The organism is Streptomyces dengpaensis, assembly GCF_002946835.1.
GTDB classification, from domain to species: domain Bacteria; phylum Actinomycetota; class Actinomycetes; order Streptomycetales; family Streptomycetaceae; genus Streptomyces; species Streptomyces dengpaensis.
The window spans coordinates 280,856-300,076 of record NZ_CP026652.1 but is presented as its reverse complement, the minus strand read 5'-3'; the positions used below and the strand labels follow the sequence as shown (position 1 = coordinate 300,076).

At 69.0% G+C, this 19,221-nt stretch carries 14 protein-coding genes and 3 pseudogenes; 9 read left to right on the top strand and 8 right to left on the bottom strand.

The window, feature by feature from the left end; translation table 11 throughout:
* Positions 1-120 precede the first annotated feature (120 nt).
* Positions 121-2,136, top strand: coding sequence for a pentapeptide repeat-containing protein (locus C4B68_RS01400; protein ID WP_099506764.1), 2,016 nt, complete (start codon positions 121-123; stop codon positions 2,134-2,136).
* 516 nt (positions 2,137-2,652) lie between these two features.
* Here C4B68_RS01400 and C4B68_RS01395 read toward each other — a convergent pair.
* From C4B68_RS01395 to C4B68_RS41610, 4 genes are read right to left on the bottom strand one after another with little or no spacing between them, the layout of a single operon-like run.
* Positions 2,653-2,883, bottom strand: coding sequence for a hypothetical protein (locus tag C4B68_RS01395; protein WP_099506765.1), 231 nt, complete (start codon positions 2,881-2,883; stop codon positions 2,653-2,655).
* A 25-nt stretch (positions 2,884-2,908) separates the two neighbouring features.
* Positions 2,909-3,730, bottom strand: coding sequence for an ABC transporter permease subunit (locus C4B68_RS01390; protein ID WP_099506766.1), 822 nt, complete (start codon positions 3,728-3,730; stop codon positions 2,909-2,911).
* A gap of 20 nt (positions 3,731-3,750) precedes the next feature.
* Positions 3,751-4,677, bottom strand: a complete 927-nt coding sequence (locus C4B68_RS01385) for an ABC transporter ATP-binding protein (RefSeq protein WP_099506767.1) — start codon at positions 4,675-4,677, stop codon at positions 3,751-3,753.
* Between the two features lie 14 nt (positions 4,678-4,691).
* Complete coding sequence (locus tag C4B68_RS41610) at positions 4,692-4,868, bottom strand: hypothetical protein (RefSeq protein ID WP_167458976.1); 177 nt, start codon at positions 4,866-4,868, stop codon at positions 4,692-4,694.
* Between the two features lie 113 nt (positions 4,869-4,981).
* Between C4B68_RS41610 and C4B68_RS01380 the strand changes: the two genes are divergently transcribed.
* Both C4B68_RS01380 and C4B68_RS44570 read left to right on the top strand, forming a co-directional pair.
* Positions 4,982-5,662 carry a TetR/AcrR family transcriptional regulator gene (locus C4B68_RS01380; protein WP_099506768.1) on the top strand — a complete coding sequence of 227 codons (681 nt, stop codon included), beginning with the start codon at positions 4,982-4,984 and terminating at the stop codon, positions 5,660-5,662.
* Positions 5,663-5,823: 161 nt separating this feature from the next.
* Positions 5,824-6,210: pseudogene (locus C4B68_RS44570) on the top strand (transposase); the annotation flags it as partial.
* Positions 6,211-6,877: 667 nt separating this feature from the next.
* Here the strand turns inward: C4B68_RS44570 and C4B68_RS01370 are convergent.
* Positions 6,878-8,101 carry an RNA-guided endonuclease InsQ/TnpB family protein gene (locus tag C4B68_RS01370; protein WP_104879938.1) on the bottom strand — a complete coding sequence of 408 codons (1,224 nt, stop codon included), beginning with the start codon at positions 8,099-8,101 and terminating at the stop codon, positions 6,878-6,880.
* A 25-nt stretch (positions 8,102-8,126) separates the two neighbouring features.
* On the opposite strand from C4B68_RS01370, the gene tnpA reads away from it, so the two are divergent.
* On the top strand, positions 8,127-8,543 hold the full coding sequence (gene tnpA, locus C4B68_RS01365; RefSeq protein WP_099506246.1) for an IS200/IS605 family transposase: 417 nt from the start codon (positions 8,127-8,129) through the stop codon (positions 8,541-8,543).
* Between the two features lie 188 nt (positions 8,544-8,731).
* Here the strand turns inward: tnpA and C4B68_RS01360 are convergent, their stop codons facing one another.
* Positions 8,732-9,478, bottom strand: coding sequence for a phosphotransferase family protein (locus C4B68_RS01360; protein WP_099505081.1), 747 nt, complete (start codon positions 9,476-9,478; stop codon positions 8,732-8,734).
* 190 nt (positions 9,479-9,668) lie between these two features.
* Between C4B68_RS01360 and C4B68_RS01355 the strand changes: the two genes are divergently transcribed.
* Entirely contained in the window at positions 9,669-10,841 is a 1,173-nt protein-coding gene (locus tag C4B68_RS01355; RefSeq protein WP_099505082.1) for a hypothetical protein, read from the top strand.
* 1,412 nt (positions 10,842-12,253) lie between these two features.
* Positions 12,254-12,367, top strand: a pseudogene (locus C4B68_RS01350) (IS5-like element IS4811 family transposase); the annotation flags it as partial.
* A gap of 49 nt (positions 12,368-12,416) precedes the next feature.
* Here C4B68_RS01350 and C4B68_RS01345 read toward each other — a convergent pair.
* Positions 12,417-12,944, bottom strand: coding sequence for a hypothetical protein (locus C4B68_RS01345; RefSeq protein WP_099505085.1), 528 nt, complete (start codon positions 12,942-12,944; stop codon positions 12,417-12,419).
* 1,240 nt (positions 12,945-14,184) lie between these two features.
* Positions 14,185-16,062, bottom strand: a complete 1,878-nt coding sequence (locus C4B68_RS01335; RefSeq protein ID WP_099505087.1) for a LamG-like jellyroll fold domain-containing protein — start codon at positions 16,060-16,062, stop codon at positions 14,185-14,187.
* A gap of 1,048 nt (positions 16,063-17,110) precedes the next feature.
* On the opposite strand from C4B68_RS01335, the gene C4B68_RS01330 reads away from it, so the two are divergent.
* The 3 genes and pseudogenes from C4B68_RS01330 (at position 17,111) to C4B68_RS01320 (ending at position 19,122) form a co-directional block, all read left to right on the top strand.
* Entirely contained in the window at positions 17,111-17,593 is a 483-nt protein-coding gene (locus C4B68_RS01330; RefSeq protein ID WP_180289350.1) for a carboxymuconolactone decarboxylase family protein, read from the top strand.
* Positions 17,594-17,645: 52 nt separating this feature from the next.
* Positions 17,646-17,869: pseudogene (locus tag C4B68_RS01325) on the top strand (IS5/IS1182 family transposase); the annotation flags it as partial.
* Between the two features lie 926 nt (positions 17,870-18,795).
* Complete coding sequence (locus C4B68_RS01320; protein ID WP_143674414.1) at positions 18,796-19,122, top strand: hypothetical protein; 327 nt, start codon at positions 18,796-18,798, stop codon at positions 19,120-19,122.
* Positions 19,123-19,221 lie beyond the last annotated feature (99 nt).

The window sequence follows — 19,221 nt, the reverse complement described above, 5'->3', positions numbered from 1 at the left end:
TGTTGAAGCCGACGAATTCCCTGGCGGGCGGAGGCCGGTCCACGGGGCGATTCAGGGCGCGCGGGCGTTTTACGGGGGCCGCCTGGCGACCGTCGGTGGGCAGGCGGTGTACTCACCCGTATGGCATCTACCCCAGCCCTTGTCGTTCCGGACTGGCCGTACTGCGGTGACGGCGTAACCGGCGGGGACCGCGCCGGGTGCACCGGACGCTCTGTCGACCCGCACCCGTCCTGCCTGGCACACCTCTCCAGCCTCGACCGCGACACCCACCTCGCGAGCCTGAACGCCGGCGACGACATCGACTACCGGGGCACCAGCTTCACCGACCAACTGCTCGACCAACTACTCAACGCCCTCAACGATCCCATCACAAACCACCCACGTCTCGGCGACGCCCGCTTCGAATCGGCCGCCTTCACCGGCAACGCTAATTTCGAGTCGGCCATCTTCACCGGCGACGCCCGGTTCCACTTGGCCACCTTCGCCGGCAACGCCTGGTTCGAGTCGGTCACCTTCGCCCGTGAAGCCCAGTTCGACTCGGTCACCTTCACCGGCACTGCCGGGTTCGAGTCGGTCACCTTCACCGGCACCGCCCGGTTCCACTCGGCCACCTTCACCGGCGAAGCCTGGTTCCTCTTGGCCACCTTCGCCGGCGCCGCCGTGTTCATCTCGGCCGCCTTCACCGGCGCCGGCTTCCGGGCGGCCGCCTTCACCGATACCGCCGATTTCTACTCGGCCACCTTCACTGGCGACGCCCGGTTCGCGTCGGCCACCTTCACCGGCACCGCCCAGTTTCGGTCGGCGACCTTCACCGGCGACGCCGGGTTCGGGTCGGCGACCTTCACCGGCGACGCCCGGTTCCACTTGGCTACCTTCACCGGCACCGCCGATTTCGAGTCGGCCACCTTCAACGGCATCGCCGAGTTCGGGTCGGCCAGCTTCACTGGCATCGCCGATTTCGAGGCGGCCAGCTTCACCGAAGACGTCGATTTCGGTGAGGCGGTGTTCGAGCGAGCGGGGGAGTTGGGGCCGATGGTCTGCGGGAAGACGGTGTTCCTGTCGGGGGCGAGGTTCAGCGGGCCGGTGACGCTGTCGATCGCGGCCCGGCGCCTGGAGTGTCACCGGACGCACTGGGCATCAACCGCCACGCTGCGACTGCGCCATACCGACGTCGACTTCGCGCACGCCGACTTCGAATACCCCCTGAGCATCGCCGCCGAGCAAGCCCACTTTCGCCACTCCCGCGGAACTCGCGGTGCCGTCGTCCCGGAGGATCGCCTCGCCGACACAGCCGGCTCCGGGGTGCGGATCGTTTCCCTGCGCGGGGTAGACGCCGCCCACCTGGTGCTCGCCGACATCGACCTGACGCGGTGCCTGTTCACCAGGACCGTCCACCTCGACCAGATCCGCCTGGAAGGCAACTGCACCTTCGCCACCGTCCCGGCCCGCACGCAATGGCGGCGGCTCCGCCCCCAGCGGTTCACCCAGCGCCGAACCCTCGCCGAGGAACACCACTGGCGCTCCCGCCAACCCACCGCCGTTCCAGGCTGGCAGCAGGCCATCCCCGACACCGGGCATACAGGACATGTGGGGCCCGCGCAGCTCGCCCCGGTCTACCGGGCGCTACGCAAGGCATTCGAGGACAGCAAGAACGAGCCGGACGCGGCAGACTTCTACTACGGCGAGATGGAGATGCGCCGCCACGATCACGACCGGCCGCGCGCCGAACGGGCTCTCCTGGTCGCGTACTGGGCGCTCTCGGGATACGGACTGCGCGCCACCCGCGCCGCGGTGTGGCTGCTGCTCGCGATGACCAGCACACTGCTTGCGATGATGCTCTGGGGTCTGCCCGCCGACAGCTGGAAGCCGGAGACCGTCGGCAGCGTGACCGGCCAGCAGGTACGGCTGCCCACCCAGAAGCCCGACCCGGCCAACCCCACCGACGCCATCCACGAGCGCCTCTCCACCAAGCGTTTCGAGAAAAGCCTGCGAGTGGTGGTCAACTCGGTGATCTTCCGGTCTTCCGACCAGGACCTCACCACCGCCGGCACCTACACCGAAATGGCCTCCCGCCTGACCGAACCCGTCCTGCTCGGCCTCGCTGCCCTCGCCATCCGCGGACGCATCAAGCGATAAGAGGAACCGACCAGGGGGACCAGACCCAAGTCAGCCACCCCATCAACGACACCGAGCCCAGCGATCACGCTCCTGCGCGGGAGCTGACATCACCTCGGTGCCGGGCTCCCGAGTCCGGGGCTGGAGAAGCCTCGTGCGATACACGCTCGTGTGCGACGGGAGCGAACCGATGATGGCGTCCCGCGAAGTGGTGTAGCCAGTCAGGGTCGTGAACGCGCGGGTGTCTGCCCGGGGCGTGCACACCAGCAACTGCGCGAGAGGAAAAACTGGGCCGCGAAGGCCGCCGAGGCTGGCTCGTGGAGAGGACCGGCTACCTCTGGGCCTTCGCCCTCTCCGGCGCTGTGATGCTGGCTGCCTCCGGCCCGGCCTGCGCGACCGCAGGGCCACCGCCCGCGCCGAAGTGAGCGCGCCCGCATCGACAGTCGCCCCCTCCAGTGAACGACCGCCGATCCGGGCGGCTCGGTCCGCCCAGACGACGCCGAGGTCGAGGCCGAGGTCGAGGCCGATGCTCGGTGTTCAGCTCGGCGGGCCGTGCTCGTCCCGTCGGCCAGTGCCGTGCGAGGGGGCGTCAGGCGCGGCCCTGCGGCGGCGGAGGCGGGTGAGGATCTGCTCGCGGGTGGGGGTGTGTTCGTGTCCCTGGGCGCGGGCGTGGTCGGCGACGTGGGCCTGGACCCGGGGGACGAGGTCGTCTTCGTCCTGGCCGGTGATCTCCTGGTGGCAGTTGGTGCAGGTGATACTGATGGTCATGGCGGTCCTCCTCCGTCTGGTGGTGTCAGGCGTCCCGGCGGCGGATGACCCAGAAGCCGGCGGTGAGTGCCAGCGCGGCGTAGAGGCTGAAGACGCCGAGGCCGTTCCAGGTGGAGAGGCTGCCCGCCTCGGCGTTCAGGGAGTAGATCGCGTCACCGGCCTGCATCGGGATGTAGGGGCCGATGGTGGTCTGCCAGTTCTGCGGGAGCATGCTCAGCAGGATGGTGGGCACCATGAGCAGTCCGAGCGTCGCGGCGATCCCGCCCGCGCTGGAACGCAGGGCCGCCCCGAGGCCCAGGCCGAGCAGGCCCAGCACGGTCAGGTAGAGGCCGCCTCCGACGACGGCGCGCAGCACCCCGGGGTCGCCCAGGGAGAGCTTCATCGCGGTTGCGGTCCCCGACAGGAATGCCTGGAACGCGGCGTAGGCGGCGAAGCTGGCCGTGACGCCGACCACGAGCGCGGTCGCGGTGAAGGCGAGCGTCTTGGCCGCCAGGACGGTGCGCCGCTGCGGGACGGCGGCCAGGGTGGCGCGGATCAGCCCGCTGCTGTACTCGCCGGTGACGACCAGCACGCCGAGGACGACGATGGCGAGTTGCGAGATGTGCAGGCCCAGCAGGCTGAGCCGGACCGGGTCCTTCGCCGCTTGTTCCCCCTGGAGGCGGCTGGCGAGGAAGACGGCGGCCAGTGCCGCCAGGATCGTGTTGGACAGCACGACGGTGGCCAGGGTCCAGAAGGTGGAGCGGACCGAGGCGAGCTTGATGAACTCCGCGCGCAGGATGTCGCGGAACCAGGGCAGGGCGGCAACGCGCTCGGGATCCTTTGTCGCCGTGGCGGCGAGGACGGTCATGGTGGCTGGGCCCTTCGGTTTCACGGCGCGGCCGGAGCGAGTGGCCCGGCGGCGTGGTAGTCGGTGGTGTCGGCGGTGAGTTCCATGTAGCGCTCCTCCAGGGAGACCTGACGTTCGGCCAGTTCCTGCAGGGCGAGCTGGTGGCTGCGGGCCACCTCGCCGATCGCCTCGCTGCTGAGGCCGGTGACGCGCAGGCTGTCGTCGTCCTGCGTGGTGACCTGTGCCCCGCGTGCGGTGAGCAGGGCGGCGAGGTCCGTGTTCTGCGGGGAGCGGACGCGGATGTAGTTGCCCTCCGCGGCGGCGAGGAAATCGGCCACGGAGGTCTCGACGATCAGCCGGCCGCGGCCGATGATGACCAGCCGGTCGGCGGTCAGCGCCATCTCGCTCATCAGGTGGCTGGAGAGGAAGACGGTGCGGCCCTCGGCGGCCAGCGACCGCAGCAGCGTGCGGATCCACAGCACGCCCTCCGGGTCCAGTCCGTTGACGGGCTCGTCGAACATCAGCACCGGCGGATCGCCCAGTAGCGCGGCTGCGATGCCGAGCCGCTGGCCCATGCCGAGCGAGAACCCGCCCGCGCGCCGGGCGGCGGCGCTGCCCAGGCCCACCTGCTCCAGGACCTGGGTGACCCGACGTCGGCCGATGCGGTTGCTCGCCGCGAGCGCGCGCAGGTGGTTTGCCGCGCTGCGTCCGCCGTGGACAGCTTTGGCGTCGAGCAGCGCGCCGAGCTGGAACAGTGGTCGGCGGTAGGACGCATAGAGGCGGCCATTGACGGTCACCGTCCCCGCGGTCGGCGCGTCCAGGCCGAGGATCATTCGCATCGTGGTGGACTTCCCGGCGCCGTTGGGGCCGAGGAAGCCGGTCACCTGCCCGGGGCGGACGGTGAAGGACAGGTTGTCGACGGCAACGGTGCCGCCATAGTGCTTGCTCAGGCCGATTGCCTCGATCATCGTCGCGCCGCCGTTCAGTGCGCGCCGGGGCCGACGACGCCGGCCAGGTGGAGCACGACCATCAGCACGACCAGCACCCCGGCGGTGACGCCGCCGAGGGTGGCGACGCGCCGGGACCGGGGCGCCGGAGACGGCTCGTGGCCGGGACCGTCGTCGGGTCCGTGGTCGGGGTGTGTGGGCAGATCGGACATGACGTCTCCTCGGGGTGCTGTTTCGGCGTGATTGCCGCCGCCGAGCTTTTTCAATACAAGGTGTTTCTGTCAAGTCAGAGTGTCACACCGTGGGCGATGCGTATAGTGAGGGGATGCCGAAGCTGTGGAACGCCACCATCGAGGAGCACCGCAATGCGGTCCGCAAGGCAGCCCTGGACGCCACCGCCGCGCTGGTCTCCGAGCAGGGCCCACTCTCGGTGACGATGTCGCGCGTCGCCGAACGCAGCGGGATCGGCCGCGCGACGCTGTACAAATACTTTCCCGACGTCGAATCGGTGCTAGCCGCATGGCACGAGCGACTCGTCACCGCGCAGCTCGACGAGCTCGCCCAGGTCCGCGACCACACCGAGGGCGCGGGCGCGCGGCTGCACGCCGTCCTGGACGCCTACGCGCTGCACATGCACTCCCGGCGGGGCGACCACGGCTCGGACATCTCCGCCCTGCTGCATCAGGGCGACCACATGGCGCGGGCGCACCAGCGCCTCGTCGCTATGGTCCGCGACCTGATCGCCGACGCTGCCGCGGCGGGCGAACTCCGGGCTGACGTCGATCCCGACGAACTCGCGCCCTTCTGCCTCCACGCCCTCAGCGCCGCCCGCGCCATGCCCACCCCGGATGCCGTCCGCAGACTCGTCGCAGTGACCCTGACCGCACTCGCTCCGGCCGGCGCGGGGTTCACCGTGCCAGACGCGCCCCGCAGCGAGGCGGCCCCTCACTCCCAGCACCACGGGCCCCACGGGCAGCACCGGCACCCCAAGCCCGCCACGCACTGACACTCCCCGGCAGAGGGGAGTGTCATGAGTCATGAGTCAGGTGTGTGTTTCCCCGAAGGAGTCACCTGATGAGTACGACAACGGATCACCTGATCGAGGCCGCTGACGGTGTGTCGCTTGCCGGGGCCGGTGAGAGCGTCGAGGGTGCCGAGGTGAAGTCGATGCCTGTATCCGCGAACGGTCTGTCCAGCGAGTTGCTGGAGGAGCTGGCCGCGCTGGCGGCCGAGAAGGTGCGTCTCGGCGGGCTGCGGTTGATGGGTGAGGGCGGGCTGCTGCCCGAGCTGGCCCAGCATCTGATGCAGGCCGCCCTGGAGGCCGAGATGGATGTGCATCTCGCGGCGGAGGCCGGGCAGGCCGGCGGCCGTGGTTCGCGCTCGGGCGGCAACATGCGCAACGGTTACCGGGCCAAGAAAGTTATGACGGAGGTCGGCACGGTGACCGTGCAGGTCCCCCGGGACCGGCTGGGCACCTTCAGCCCGCGGTTGCTGCCCAAGTACGCCCGCAGGACGGGTGCGCTGGATGAGATGGTGCTGTCGCTGACCGCGAAGCCCCAGGTACAACGAGCTCGCGCAGAAGTGCCGCATCCCGTGCGGAGTCAGCCGCCCGGCCCAACTGGGGAGGTAGAGGCCGACGGCGGTCTTGAACCCCGAGCGCAGGGCGTCGTCACCGATCCGTCCGCACAGGCCGGTGTGCGGATCGTGTCGCTCGCTCGGCAGCAACGGCGCGTTGGGGTCCTGGTAGTCGTCGCCGAACTGGCGGCGGACATCGCACAGCCACCAGTTCAGCAGCGTCGGTGGAGTCGATCGCCGCGACCAGACGCGGTTTCGGCCCGCGGCCGCGGCTGCCCTTGCCGAAACGGACGTGGATCTTGCCGAAGTCGCCCAGGTCCGGACGCCAGTCCTTGATGTCCAGCTTCGTTGACTCGTTGATCCGCAGGCCCACCCGGCGCCACAGGGACGCCGCGACGTAGTCGCGGGCCGCGGTCAGATACTTGCGCGCCTCCGGCAATGCCGCCCGCCAGCCGGCGAACAGCGTGGCGACCTCAGCGTCGGTGGGCGGGATGCGAACCGCGCCGTAGTCGGCCTTCGCCGGCCGGTTGAACTCGTCGATCGGCTGGACCAGGACGTGCCCCGTCAGGGCATGGACATCGGCCTGTTGACTTGCTCCTCGCCCTGATGGGCGAGGATTCTGGCCTTCTCGATCGTTGCTGTGCCGCTACGCGGCTCGGGGTTCGGTCGGGAGTCCGTGGCTTCCTGTTTCTTCGCGCTGTGCCGGGATTGCTCCTGGTCTTACCGGCGCTCCGCAGGCTGATACCGCCAGTCCGGCGGCCGTTTTCACGTTGAGTGCGGCGTTGTGGTCGCGGTCGTGGACGGTGCCGCAGGCGGTACAGGTCCATTCCCGGACGTCGAGGGGTTTGGGTCCGTCCTTGACGCCGCAGGTGGAGCAGGTCTGGGAGGTCGGCTCGAACCGGCCGATCTTGACCAGGGTGCGGCCGTACCGTTCTGCTTTGTATTCCAGCGTGCTGATGAACGATGCCCATCCGGCGTCGTGCACGGACTTGGCCAGCTTTGTGCGGGCCAGTCCCGCCACCGACAGGTCCTCCACGCCGATCCCTTGGTTCTCGCAGATCAGCTTCGTGGAGAGCTGGTGGTGGAACTCGCGTCGCGCGTCGGTGACCTTGGCGTGGGCGCGGGCGACCTTGAGGCGGGCCTTGGCCCGGTTCTTGCTTCCCTTCTGCGTTCGGGACAGCTCCCGCTGGGCCTTCTTCAGCTTCTTCTCCACGCGCCGGAGGAAGCGCGGGGAATCGGTCTTCGTGCCGTCGGACAGGACCGCGAAGTGGGTCAGGCCGAGATCGATGCCGATGGTGCGGTCGGTTTCGGGCATCCGTGTCGCGTCGGCGGCGGGGTCGGTGTCGATGACGAAGGAGGCGAAATACCGCCCGGCCGCGTCCTTGATGACGGTGACGGAGGTGGGGGTGGAGGGCAGGGTGCGGGACCACTTCACCTTGACCGCGCCGATCTTCGGCAGGTTCAGACGGCCGTTGTCGGTGATGTTCCAGCGGGCGTTGGCGGTGAAGCGGATCGACTGCCGGGCGTCCTTGCGGGACTTGAAGCGGGGCGGGCCGGTCCTGGGACCCTTGCGGGTGCCCCTGAGAGAGGCGAAGAAGTTCTTGTAGGCGGCCTCGGCGTCCCGCAGGGACTGCTGGAGGACGACGGCGGACACCTCGCCCAGCCAGGACCGCCCGGTGGTCCGCTTGGCCTCGGTGATCAGGCGCGTGGACAGCTCCCCGGCCTTCGGGAACGGCTGCCCGGCTTTACGGGCGTCTTCACGGGCACGCACCGCGTCGTTGAACACCACCCGGGCGCACCCGAACGCCCTGGCCAGCGCGGTGCGCTGACCGGCATTCGGGTAGAGCCTGAACGCGTACCTGAGCTGCATGACCGTCACCCTACATACTTGGGTTATGGGTGAGATGCAGGAGATCAGAACTGGCCGGCACTGTGCTTTCGTGATGCATGTGCACTTGGTTTTCGTGACCAAGTTCCGGCACAAGGTGTTCACTGACGCTCATCTGACACGCATGGAGGAGATCATGCAGTCGGTCTGCGGCGACTTCGAGTGCGAGCTGGTGGAGTTCAACGGCGAGGACAACCACGTCCACCTGCTGGTGAACTTCCCGCCCAAGGTCGCCGTGACCAAGCTGGTCAACTCCCTCAAGGGTGTCTCCTCCCGCCGCCTGCGCCAGGAGTTCCCCGACCTGGTGCGCCACTACTGGCGGGCCAACAAGCTCTGGTCCGGGTCTTACTTCGCCGGAACCGTCGGCGGCGCCCCGCTCTCCGTGGTCCGGCAGTACATCGAACAGCAGAACCGGCCGGTGTGAGCACTGCCCGGCTCCGCCGGGAGAAGCACTCGCGACGCTCCGCGCCGCAGGCGAAGCACTGCGGTGTCCGGCGCTGCCGGACCTGAGTCTGCGACGCTCCGCGTCGCCACTGTCAGATTCGCTTCACCACCGGCCTGAAGGCCGATGCACTGCGAATGAATTCCGGTAGCAGTCGGGCCCGCGCAGCCTCACATCCGGGATCTCAGCACGTCGACCTCACAGCCCGGCGCGAACGGGTCGAAGCCGTGCTCGATCAGCCAGCGAACCACCAGCAGGCTTCGCAACGACCACCACGCGTGGATCACGTCGAGGTCGATGTCGGTGCCATAGCCGGCGACGACGTCGTCGAGGTGCTCCTCGTGTCCGAGCGTGAAGGTGGCGAGGTCGTACAGGGCATCACCCTGGCCCGCCTCGGACCAGTCGATGATGCCCGTGACCTCGTCGCCGTCGACGAAGACGTGCGCGATCTGCAGGTCGCCGTGCGTGAACGCCGGAGTCCACGGCCGGAGCGCGGCCTCGGCGACCTGGCGGTTGTGGGTGACCAGGTCAGCGGGCAGGAGGCCGTTCGTCACGAGCAACTCGCACTCGTCGTCGAGTTCCGCCGCCAGCGCGACGATGCTCCGGCCGGCCCGGCCGGGCCGGGGCGGCAGCGGCGCGTCGTGCAGCTTCCGGATGGCGGCGCCCGCCGCGGCCCACGCCGCCGGTGACCCGGTCGACGGCCCGCCGAGGCGCCCAAGCGTCGTCCCCGGGAGTGCGGCGATCGCGAGCACGGGCGGCTTGCGCCACAGGACCTCCGGGGTCGGGACCGGCGCGAGGGACATCGCCTCGACCTCGACGTCGATGCGCGCCTGATCGGCGTCCACCTTCAGGAACACGTCGCCGACGCGCAGGGTCGCGCGCTCGGAATGGGCGACAACGACTTTGACCTCATCCATGGGCGACCAGTATCCCGGGGATGATCGCCGACGTCGCCGGGTTTATCGCGTGCGATTACGCGGCTGACTGCGTCCCGATACCTGGCGGCCTCGTGCGCGACACCGACCTCTGACCAGGTCAAGTCCACCACTTTTGTTAGGAGTCCTAAAACCGGCCCGCAGCCGGTGGGGGCGCCGCTAGCTTCGCGCCATGTCTTCCAGCAACGGCCTCAGCGCGGCTGACCAGCAGCTCATCGATCACGCGGCGCGTCACGACCTCACCGTCACGGCCAAGCAGCTCGCAGGCTGGCGGCGTGCGGGACTGCTGCCGGGCAACGTCCGCGGCGGAGGCCTCGGCCGGGGCAGGGGCAGCACTTCGTCGCCGCCGCCTGAGAGTTTCGACCTGGTCCTTGCTCTCGCCCGCCGCGCCGCCCGGGGCAAGAGGCCGACAGACCTGGCGCTGCTGCTGTTTGCCGAAGGTCTCCCGGTACCGGAGGTGACGGTGCGGGCCGCCTTCCGTGCCGCAGTGGACACCGTCGCCTTGCCCGGTGAGGACGACAGTTCGGGCGACGGCCTGGGTCTGGAGGGGCACGTGGACCATGTCGTCGGCCGCCTCGCCGAGATGGGCCAGACTGTCACTCTCGTTCCCGCCCGGGCGCGGCGTATCGACGAGCGCATCGCCCGCCTCCTGGGCGGACTTCCCGCGGAGCTGGCTGAGCTGGACAAGAGCACCGAGCCGTCGCGGCTCACAACGCAGGACGCCTCGCTGACTGCCGTGACGGCGGTCCTCGGTGGCACCGTGTCCTTGCAGGAGATCGGGGACCTGCTGCGCGCGATGGCTCCGGGCATGGCTTCTCATCCGATCGCCTCGCTCGTCGAGACCACCCAGCAGGACGTCCCGGATGCCGCGGACATGGTGCTGGCGGACGACGGTTCGCTGACGTTCGTTCCCGGCGGCGATGCCCGCGACGTTCTGCGGGGCGTGGCCGACACGGCGTCGCTGGAGGACCTGGCCGCCGGCTGGAGGACGGCTCGGCAGGTGCGCGAGTGGGCCGTGGACCTGTGTGAGCGGGTAGAAGGCGAGCTGGACGGCGGACAGATCGGGGAAGCCGTCACGGAGTGGCTGAAGGGCAGGCAGTTGCTGTCCGGGCTGTCCGTTCTGGAGACCCTGCGCGAGCGCCACTGGTCGCCGTCGAGCGGTGCTCTCTCGGCGCTGGTGTTGCTGTTCCAGCGTCAGATGTTCGCCGTGCTGGACGGGTTGGTGCCCGGCTGTCAGTGGCACGTCCTGGAGATGCCGGGGGTGCTGCCGCCGCCTGTCCGTGACTTGATCCTCAACACAGCCGTCAGTCTGGAGGCAGCCCTGGCCGAAGGCGCCGCCGGCTGAGCTGAACCGGGACCTCGGCTCGGGTGCGCCCGGGGGCTCCAGCAGGCCCGGGCCTGCTCCAACCTGTATGCGCCGACCGTTGACGATGGCTTCCCGGTCGTACGGAGGGAGGTCAGGCTTCGAAGAGGGGCAGCTGGTCGGGGGCGAGGTCCTCGCGTACTGCTGGTACCCGTCACGTATTCGAAGGCTGCGGTATTCGTGGGGCTGCAGGCGCCGCCGGGTCGCACACCCCGGCCACCGCATAAGGACGGGCGCCCAGCCGACGAGGCGGAGGAGGGTGTCGATGGGATGTCCGACGTCTCACCGGGATGCGATGAGGCGCTTCTACCTTCCTGGGCGAACTTGTTCACGGTGGCGGTGTCGGTTGTCTGCGTGGACCGCGAGCTCAGGTATGCGTTCCAGTCGCGGGCGGTCCGACGGGTCCACTGCAGGGCGGAGGTGATGCTGATGCCCAGCGTTTCGCTGAGAACGGAGGCAGGCAGGTCGGTGGACAGTGCGAGAAGCGCGGTGTTCCGGCAAGGGTGGGCGGGCAGGCCGTGGCGGCGGAGCTTGCGTGCGAGGGTGGCGGCGGAACGATGGGTGCCTGCGGCATAGCCTGGGAAGATCCAGGCGGTGCGACGTGTGGTGCGGCCGACGGCCGAGTCAGGCTGGGCATGGTCTGCTTGGTGACGCAGGACGCGGTAGACGGTCGGCGGCAGCGTGGTGGGATGGTCGCCAAGGACCAGAGACGGCTCGTTGCCGCCGGTTAGGGCGGTCGTAGTGAGTTCCGTGATGCGGGTGATCGTTATCCCGTACAGCAGCATCACGGCGCCGGCCGCCCGGACGTCCAGCGGCAGGGTCTCGTCCTGCAGACAGCGTTGCAGGTGTGCCCAGTGGTCGGCCTCGTCCCACCAGCGGTGGGGATCATCTCTGGGCCGGTCGGGGATCTCGTGTTCGCCGGCCGGGCTGCGTTGATGTGCCCAGCGCAGGAAGTCTCGCACTTGCCAGCGTCCCGGATGTTCGGACAGCGACCGGTCGACGTCGGCCTGCGTGAGGTCGGCCAGCAGGAGGCCCTGGTCAGTGAGCCAGGTGAGGAAGGCGGCTGCACAGCGGACGGTTTGGCGCACCCGTGCGGCGCTGGCTGGTGTGAAACGGGTTCGGGCGGCTCGACGTCGGGCTTGGCGCAGGACCGACCACTCCGCGTAGATACGCAGCGTGTGGCGGTGCCGTGAGGGGAGCTTGGCGAGAATGCGCACCAGCCAGGGCTGTAGCCCGGCAACGGCCTCGTTGCGAGGCGGGAGAATTCCCAGGTGGACAAGGGTGGCGCGCAGGCTCGCCGCGCCCGGCCCGGGGCCCGCTGCGTCGAGGGCCTCGTGGCTGAGGGGGATGCCCGCGGCGACGATCCGGCGCAGACAGGCGGCACAGCCATGGGGTTGGCCCGGCTCATGTACGCCCGCCGCCACGCTCGCGACTACGAGAGGCTCGTCCAGCGCTCCGAAGCACTCATCACTTGGGCTGGCATCACCCTCATGACCCGACGTATCACCTAGCAGAGGAAGCTCAGCCCCTCAGACCTTCACAGCAGGCGGCCATCACCTATTGCCCGATAGCGTTCGGTTCGAATGCTTTGAAGCAGACAGCCCGGCCCGTACTGCAGATCTCAGCGTCCATCGGGATACTCATGCCCTCCGGGAATTCGTACGTCAGAAATGTCATCGTCCTGCCCGAGGGGAACTTCACCGTGGCTTCCTGCACCGGGGTTGCGTGCTCCGGCGTACCGCCGGTGTAGGCGAAGGGCCCGCTGGTGTTCTCGACAACGCTGACGGTGAGCCACAACCGGTGCGGCTCTGCGGGGTCGCCAACGTCGTGCGGAGTGCCTCTGCCCACGTGCACGTAGCCCTGTGGCTTCCGCTTCGCCGCAAGATTGAAGCACTGCCGGTCCGATGCCCGCTCGCGGATCGACACCAGGCAGAACGTGTTGGCGTCCGGCATCCAGACAAGGTCACCCGTACCCACCGGCTGGCCGCGCCGCAGAACCGCCACCTCGGACGTCGCCGGAACAGCCGCACCCGCGGGAAACAACGCTTTCTTTCTGTACGCCTCGACCAGCTGCGCGTCCTCCACGGTGATCGTCGCCGCGCCCAGTGGCGTGGCGGGACCGGGCTCGGGCGGCTCCGGAGAACGGGAGGAAGCAGGCGAAGAAGGAGCAGAGGAAGGGGGAGGAGAACTGAGAGGGGGGCTGACCTCCGTGCAACCGGTCACCACTGACAGCAGTACGCCGACACTCACAAGAAGCCCGCGCTTCATCGCTCACCCCCGGTTGCGGGGATCATAGCCGCAGCTCCTGTGACTCAGCGTCAAAGATGACCAGCCTGGCCATAACAACCTGACAGCCGCGCTACCGCAGACGACGGTCCGCACTGTCATGGACGCCTCACAAATGGGTACTAAAGTACCTGTTTCGCATCTCGGTGATCGAGTGGCCTTGGCGACGGTGTGTCGTTCCAGAGGCGTGTTCTCTGAGCGTCTTGAATCGCCGAGGGAGTAACTGGTCGGCTCTCGCATCCAGTTGGAGGGCATCACCGCCGCCCTCACCCCGGAACAGCTGGCTGGCTCCAGGCCGCAGGAGCGCGCCGTCTGGGCGGGACTTGCCGGTGATGCCCTCCAGCTCCTGGGGATGCCGAAGCAGCGGTCAACTCCGGGGAGCCGCAGGCACTACGGTGACGCGCATGAGCGCCGACGAGATCAGCCCCGCCGGCCAGTGGCCGCTGCCCCCGGCCTGGATGTTCACCTGTACGGACTGTGTTCGCCTCTACCCGACGATGAAGGAGATCCGGGCCATTGCGGACGAGTTCTGGCTCGCCGGGGAACGCGGAGTGGATTGGGATCCCTTCGATAGTGCGGTGGGCGCGCAGATCCGTCTTGCCCGGCACCTTGCGTCCGCCCGCCGAGACTCCTGCCGGACGGGGATCCGGCCTGCCCGCGGTGCACGGAGGGCCAGGACAGCCTGGCCAAACGCGGCGGGTCGGACCTGTGGCTCGTAAGCGGCGGAAGCCGCTTACGAGCACTGCGCATACCACCTGTTCGCGCTGCCGCACGGAGTGGGACTCATGTAGCGCGCCCCCCGGCGGCGAGCAGCAGCGCGTCGCGGTCACCCGCGCCCTCGCCTGATGGCCGGGTCAAGGGCCGGGCGCGTTGTGGGTGCGGTGCAGACGTCGCCGGCGGCATGGGTCACCGGCGGCCCGCTCCCTTGTGCGGGGGCCGGACACCGGTGAGCGTGTGCCGCTCCGCTTTGTGGCGGAGCGGGACGGCGCCTGGTTCCTGGGTGGTGTGGACCGGGGTCACGGGACTCGAGCCGGGTACCTCACTTGAAGGGTGTGAGGAAGTGCCTTGGTGACAGGGCATGGTTGACGATGCGGGTGTCGCCGATCGAGCCGTAGAAGCCCTGTCCGAATCGCTCGTCGAACTGTGTGGCGCCGATGACGAACGGCTTGCCGAGCGTGGCGATGCCGGTCGACGGCTGCGACGGATTGCGGGCGATCTTCGAGCCGTCCACGTACATGGTCGTGCGGTGCCCGTCGTTGACGACGGCGATGTGCATCCAGCGGCCGATGGGCACGGCATGGCTCCACGACGTCGGATCGGCGTCCTGTCGGTGCGGGTAGACGACGAACTGGAGGAACCGCTCCGGCGACAGGTTGAGGCTGCAGGTCGGCTCCAGGGGCGACCAGCCGGTGGTCTTGCCGGCGTCGCCGTTGCGCCCCTCCCAGCTCAGGATGCCCATCCAACTGTGGTCGCCCTCGAAGGGCTCCGGCAGCCTGACGAAGGTCTCGATGGTGTAGCCGTGGGGGAACTTCTCGCTGTTGAGGGCGGCGCCGGGACTGGTCCTCAGCACCGCTCCGCGGTCGGGGCCCTTGCCCCCGTCGAAGCGGAGGCTGGCGTGTGCAGGCTGGCCCAGGTGGTGGTCTGGCGACCAGGTGAGTGCGTCCGCTGCACTGGAGTGCAGGCGGCTCACGGACAGGTCGTTGCCGTTGCCGCTGAGGTCACGCACCACGGTGCCGTCGGTCACAGGGGCGCCCGCCGTTCCCGCCGCGGGGATCCCAGAAGCGTCGAAACGCCAGTACGCGACCGTGCCGCGCGGCATCACGGCGGAGGCCGGACGCGGCTTCGGCGGTACGACGGGCGCGAAATTCTTGAAGCGCTCGTCGAAGTCGATGCTCATGCTGAACCGGTCGGTGGGCCCGGTCAGTTCGATGGTCTCCGCCGCCAGTGGTGCCCGCTTCTGCGGGTCGCGGTCCAGGAACCACGGTGAGAAGGTCTCCACGTCGATGACCTTGCGGACCAGGTCGAAACCATAGAGGCGGATCATGCCGGCGCCGCCGTAGTAACGGTCCTGATAGTTGGTGATGTGAACGTGGACATCGTTGTCAGCGTCATTGGTCAAAACGGTGCGGCCGGGCGGCCAGTAGTGGCCGCCCAGTGCGAGGAAGATCTGGTCGTTGCCGCGGATGAGTCCGTCCCACAGCCGTTGGCCATGGCCCGACAGCTGCGCCGTGCCGTCGTCGTCCGACCAGGCGATGTCGTGCGTGGTCAGGATCGCCGGCAGGGTCGGGTGTGCGTCGAGTACTCCCTGCGCCCATCGCATTCCCTTGTCCGACACCCGCCAGTCGAGGGCGAGGATCAGCCAGTCGCGGCCGGCGGCACGCAGGACGTGATAGCTGTTGTAGCCGTCGGGCGAGGCGCCCCGGAAGGTGGGCATGGAGGCGTAGCGCTTGGGCCCGAAGGCCGTGAGGTAGGCGGAGTCGCCGCGCTGGTCGTCCGTCGAGGAGCGGATGTCGTGGTTGCCCGCCAGGACGCTGTACGGGACGGCGCCGTCAAGGGTGCGGAAGGTGTCGGCGGCGAGCTCGATCTCCTGCTCGGTGCCGTGCTCGGTGACGTCGCCCAGGTGCGTCATGAAGGCGATGTTCGCCTCGTCCCGCTCGGCGGTGAGGTAGCGGAACGTCGCACGCAGGGGCTCGGGGTCCGAGCTGTCGGCGTCGAAGAGGTACTGCGTGTCGGGCAGGACGGCGAGCGCGAAGCGAGGGCTCGCCGTGTCGAACCCGCCGCTCCCTCGGGTCGCCTCGGCGGCCCGGGCCGGGGCCGCATCAAATGCCGCGGCTGCCGCACCGGCCGCAGGTATGACGACTGCGGCCTGCAGCAAAGCGCGTCTGTCCAGTCGGTTCTGATTCCCAGTCGTACTCATGTACCTCTCCCATGGCGGCCGTTTGGTCACAGCGGAACGCTCATGACCTGCCATGGCCGAGCCATGACGGCGAGCTGAATGGCGGCTTGTATTCGCCGCAAGTTCAGCCTTACTGGCGCAGCACGACTCTGACGGCCGCCGGCGCCGCTGCCGGGGAACCACCTCGCCCGCATATTGCGGAGGAGGACTACCTGCCGCGCCCGTGCACTCTTTCCCCCACTCCGGCCGTGGAGTACCCGAACCGGGACCTGCCGGAGGGACTCAGCGAGCTGCTCGACCAGCGGTTTGAGGCCCTGCGGGAGGAACGGGGCTACGACTACTTCGAGGTGGCCACCACGCAATAGAGCAAGGTTGGCGGCTACCCGGGGTGGACCCAGGAGCCCGACTGGCCCGACTGCGCAGGCTGCGGCACCCGCATGGAACACCTGCTCAGCGTCACCGCGACTGAACCAGGCATGGGCCGGTGGCTCCCTGTGGACGACTGGGGCCCCCGCCAGGACGGGGCCGCGATCCCGTCCTGACGGGCCGAGGCCGATCCCGCCGCCCTCGACGCGTTCGGGCACGACATGGCCCTGGGTGACCTGGGCGGCATGTACTTCTTCATGTGCCGTATCTGCCCCGACACCCCGTGCACCCACCGCTACGACCGCCGAGGCCCGCCCGGTCGGGTCGCGCGCCCGCGACGTAGCTGGCGACCGGGCCGTCCCTCCCCTGGCGGCCGGCCGCAGGTCAGTGCGGGTTTGCCTGGGGAATTAGGCTGAGTAGGTGTTTTTCTGCCTCGAAGCCGCAGGTCAGGGCGGGCTGTGTGGCTCACGAGGCAGACGCCGCCGTTTCGCTTTCGCGTGTCGAAAACGACATATCGAGACGGCACTGGAGCGACAATCCGTTCACAGAGACCGCGACCCTGATCGCGTTCGCCGAGCCGCCCGACGCCGCCAGCGCGTCCCCTCGATCGGCCGGAACAGGGGTTGCGTCATAGATGACCGAGCGGCTCGGGGCGGGGCGCGGACGCGCGGGCAGGGGAACGATGAGCACCGAAAGGACCGAGATGACTGACGATGTCCAGATCGCGAACCGCCGGCTCGACGCGAGCGGGAACGAGTCGCTGATCGGCATGGCTCGGATGGGCGCGGATGCGTTCGGATACACAGCGGAGCTGCGGATCGACCGCGGCCTCGCCCAGCTCCTGCGTCTGCGGGTCTCGCAGCTCAACAACTGCACCTACTGCCTCAACCTGCACTACCAGGCGGCGCGCGAGGCGGGCATCCCCCGGGCCAAGATCGACACCCTGACCGCGTGGTGGGAGACCGAGCTTCACTCCGAGGCCGAGCAGGCGGCGCTCCGCTACGCCGAGGCGCTCACCCGCGCCGCCGACACCGACCGCGACGCGGCGTTCCAGCGCTTCCACGACGCGCTCGCTGCGCACTTCAGCCCGGAGGAGATGCTCGAGATCGTCGCCGTCGTCGTCAACATGAACGTCTGGACCCGCATCAAGCTTGCCGAGGGCGCGATGCCGGGCCCGGCGGATTGAGCGGCTTTCTTGACTTGCTCCTCGCCCTTCAGGGCGAGGAGCAAGTCAACAGGGAACCGGCCTGCTCATCCCGCACCGCAAACGGCGTGGCCAGACGCATCTCAGCCCACAGCAGGAGGCGGAGAACACCGTCCATCGCCACGCCCGAGCTCGGGTGGAACACGCCCTGTCCCGACTGAAGAACAGATCCTGCGCGACTGCCGGCTCAAGGGCAACGGCGTTCACCAGGCCATGCTCGGCATCGCCCGACTACACAACCTGGCCCTCACCCGATAACTCACACCCCATACGGGACAACCTCTAGGAGCTGAGGGGCAGATTTGATGCGGCACGGTCGGCCAGTGCGGAGAGCCCGGATCCGTGGAGGTCGCGGCACGCGATGCTGTGAAGCCGTTACGCCGCGTTGGGCGGTGCTATCGACCGCAGCTGGCATCGGCGGACTGGGTCTCCGCCCTCGCGCGTGAACTGGTGACGATTCTGGGCGAAGCGTTTCGCGATGGCATATTCGGGTGGCAGTCAGATAGTTCGCGTCTTTCCTACGTCTGGTTATACACCCGGGCATCTGCATGGCGGGGGACCCCAGGGCTGGGCGAATGCGTAGCGGCCGCCGGTGCCGACCCGAAGCAGCGTCGCCGCAAGGATTCCGCCCAAGTGCCGGCCCGTTGGCCCAGGCCGGCAAGGACCAACGGGTGTCCTAGAACGCGGTGACCGGTGGTGGTACCAGCATCGGTCGGGCGATCGTCCGCCTTCTCAGTGGAGGGACGCGTGGTTCAGGACGCGATCACTCACTTGTTGCGTGTTTCCTCTCAGGCGTTGCTGCCTCTGCTCCTCGTACCCACGGTGATGCCGACAGAGGTGCGTAAGTCCTGTTGGTGTTGGTGCCGGCCTGAATGCAGGAGGCGAGCCGGGTGAACGGCGTCCAGGTCTCGCTGCTCCGGGTGCCGGTGGAGTTGGCGGTGCGGTTTGCGACCCTGTCGTAGCAGTAGGCCCACGCCGCGGTGGTGGAGCCGTCCTTGGTCTCGATGGCCTTGGTGGGACGGCCGAGTGTGTCGTGGGTGCAGGTGGTGGCGGCCCGGCGTGGTGCGGGCGGTCAGGCTGGCGTCGGCGTCACGGTGAAGCCCGCGGTGGCGCTTCCTGCCGTCTCGGTCCTGACGCGGTCGCAGTTGTCGTAAGTGTGGGCGGTGGTGATGCCGCGGCCGTCGGTGCAGCACGCACCCTGCGGCCGCACGCTCAAGGACCCGGACAGCCAGCGCGAGGCGCGCGAAGCGGGCATCCTCGCCCAGATCCGCGTCGTGGAACCATCCCTGCAGGCGCGGGGAGCACGCCGGCTCTGCCGTTGCCTGCGCCGCCGGTTCGGGACTGGTCGCCTTCAGCGGCGTTCCTTCCTCCTTGCCCGCCCGGTCGGCTGTCCGAGCCAGGACGAGGTGTACGCCCGGCACGTCAACCGGTACGTCGTGTCCGTGGTGAGCCGACTGCGGATCATCGACACGGAGCGCTGCGACTGCCGCGGCCCGGGCCCCGCCACGTGACGAGACGCCCTCAGCCGTTCCACGCTCCTCCTCGTTCTCGCGTTTCGGCCCTGACGGTCCCGGCTGCCTGTCAGACGGCGTCGGCGCGGTGCGCAGCTG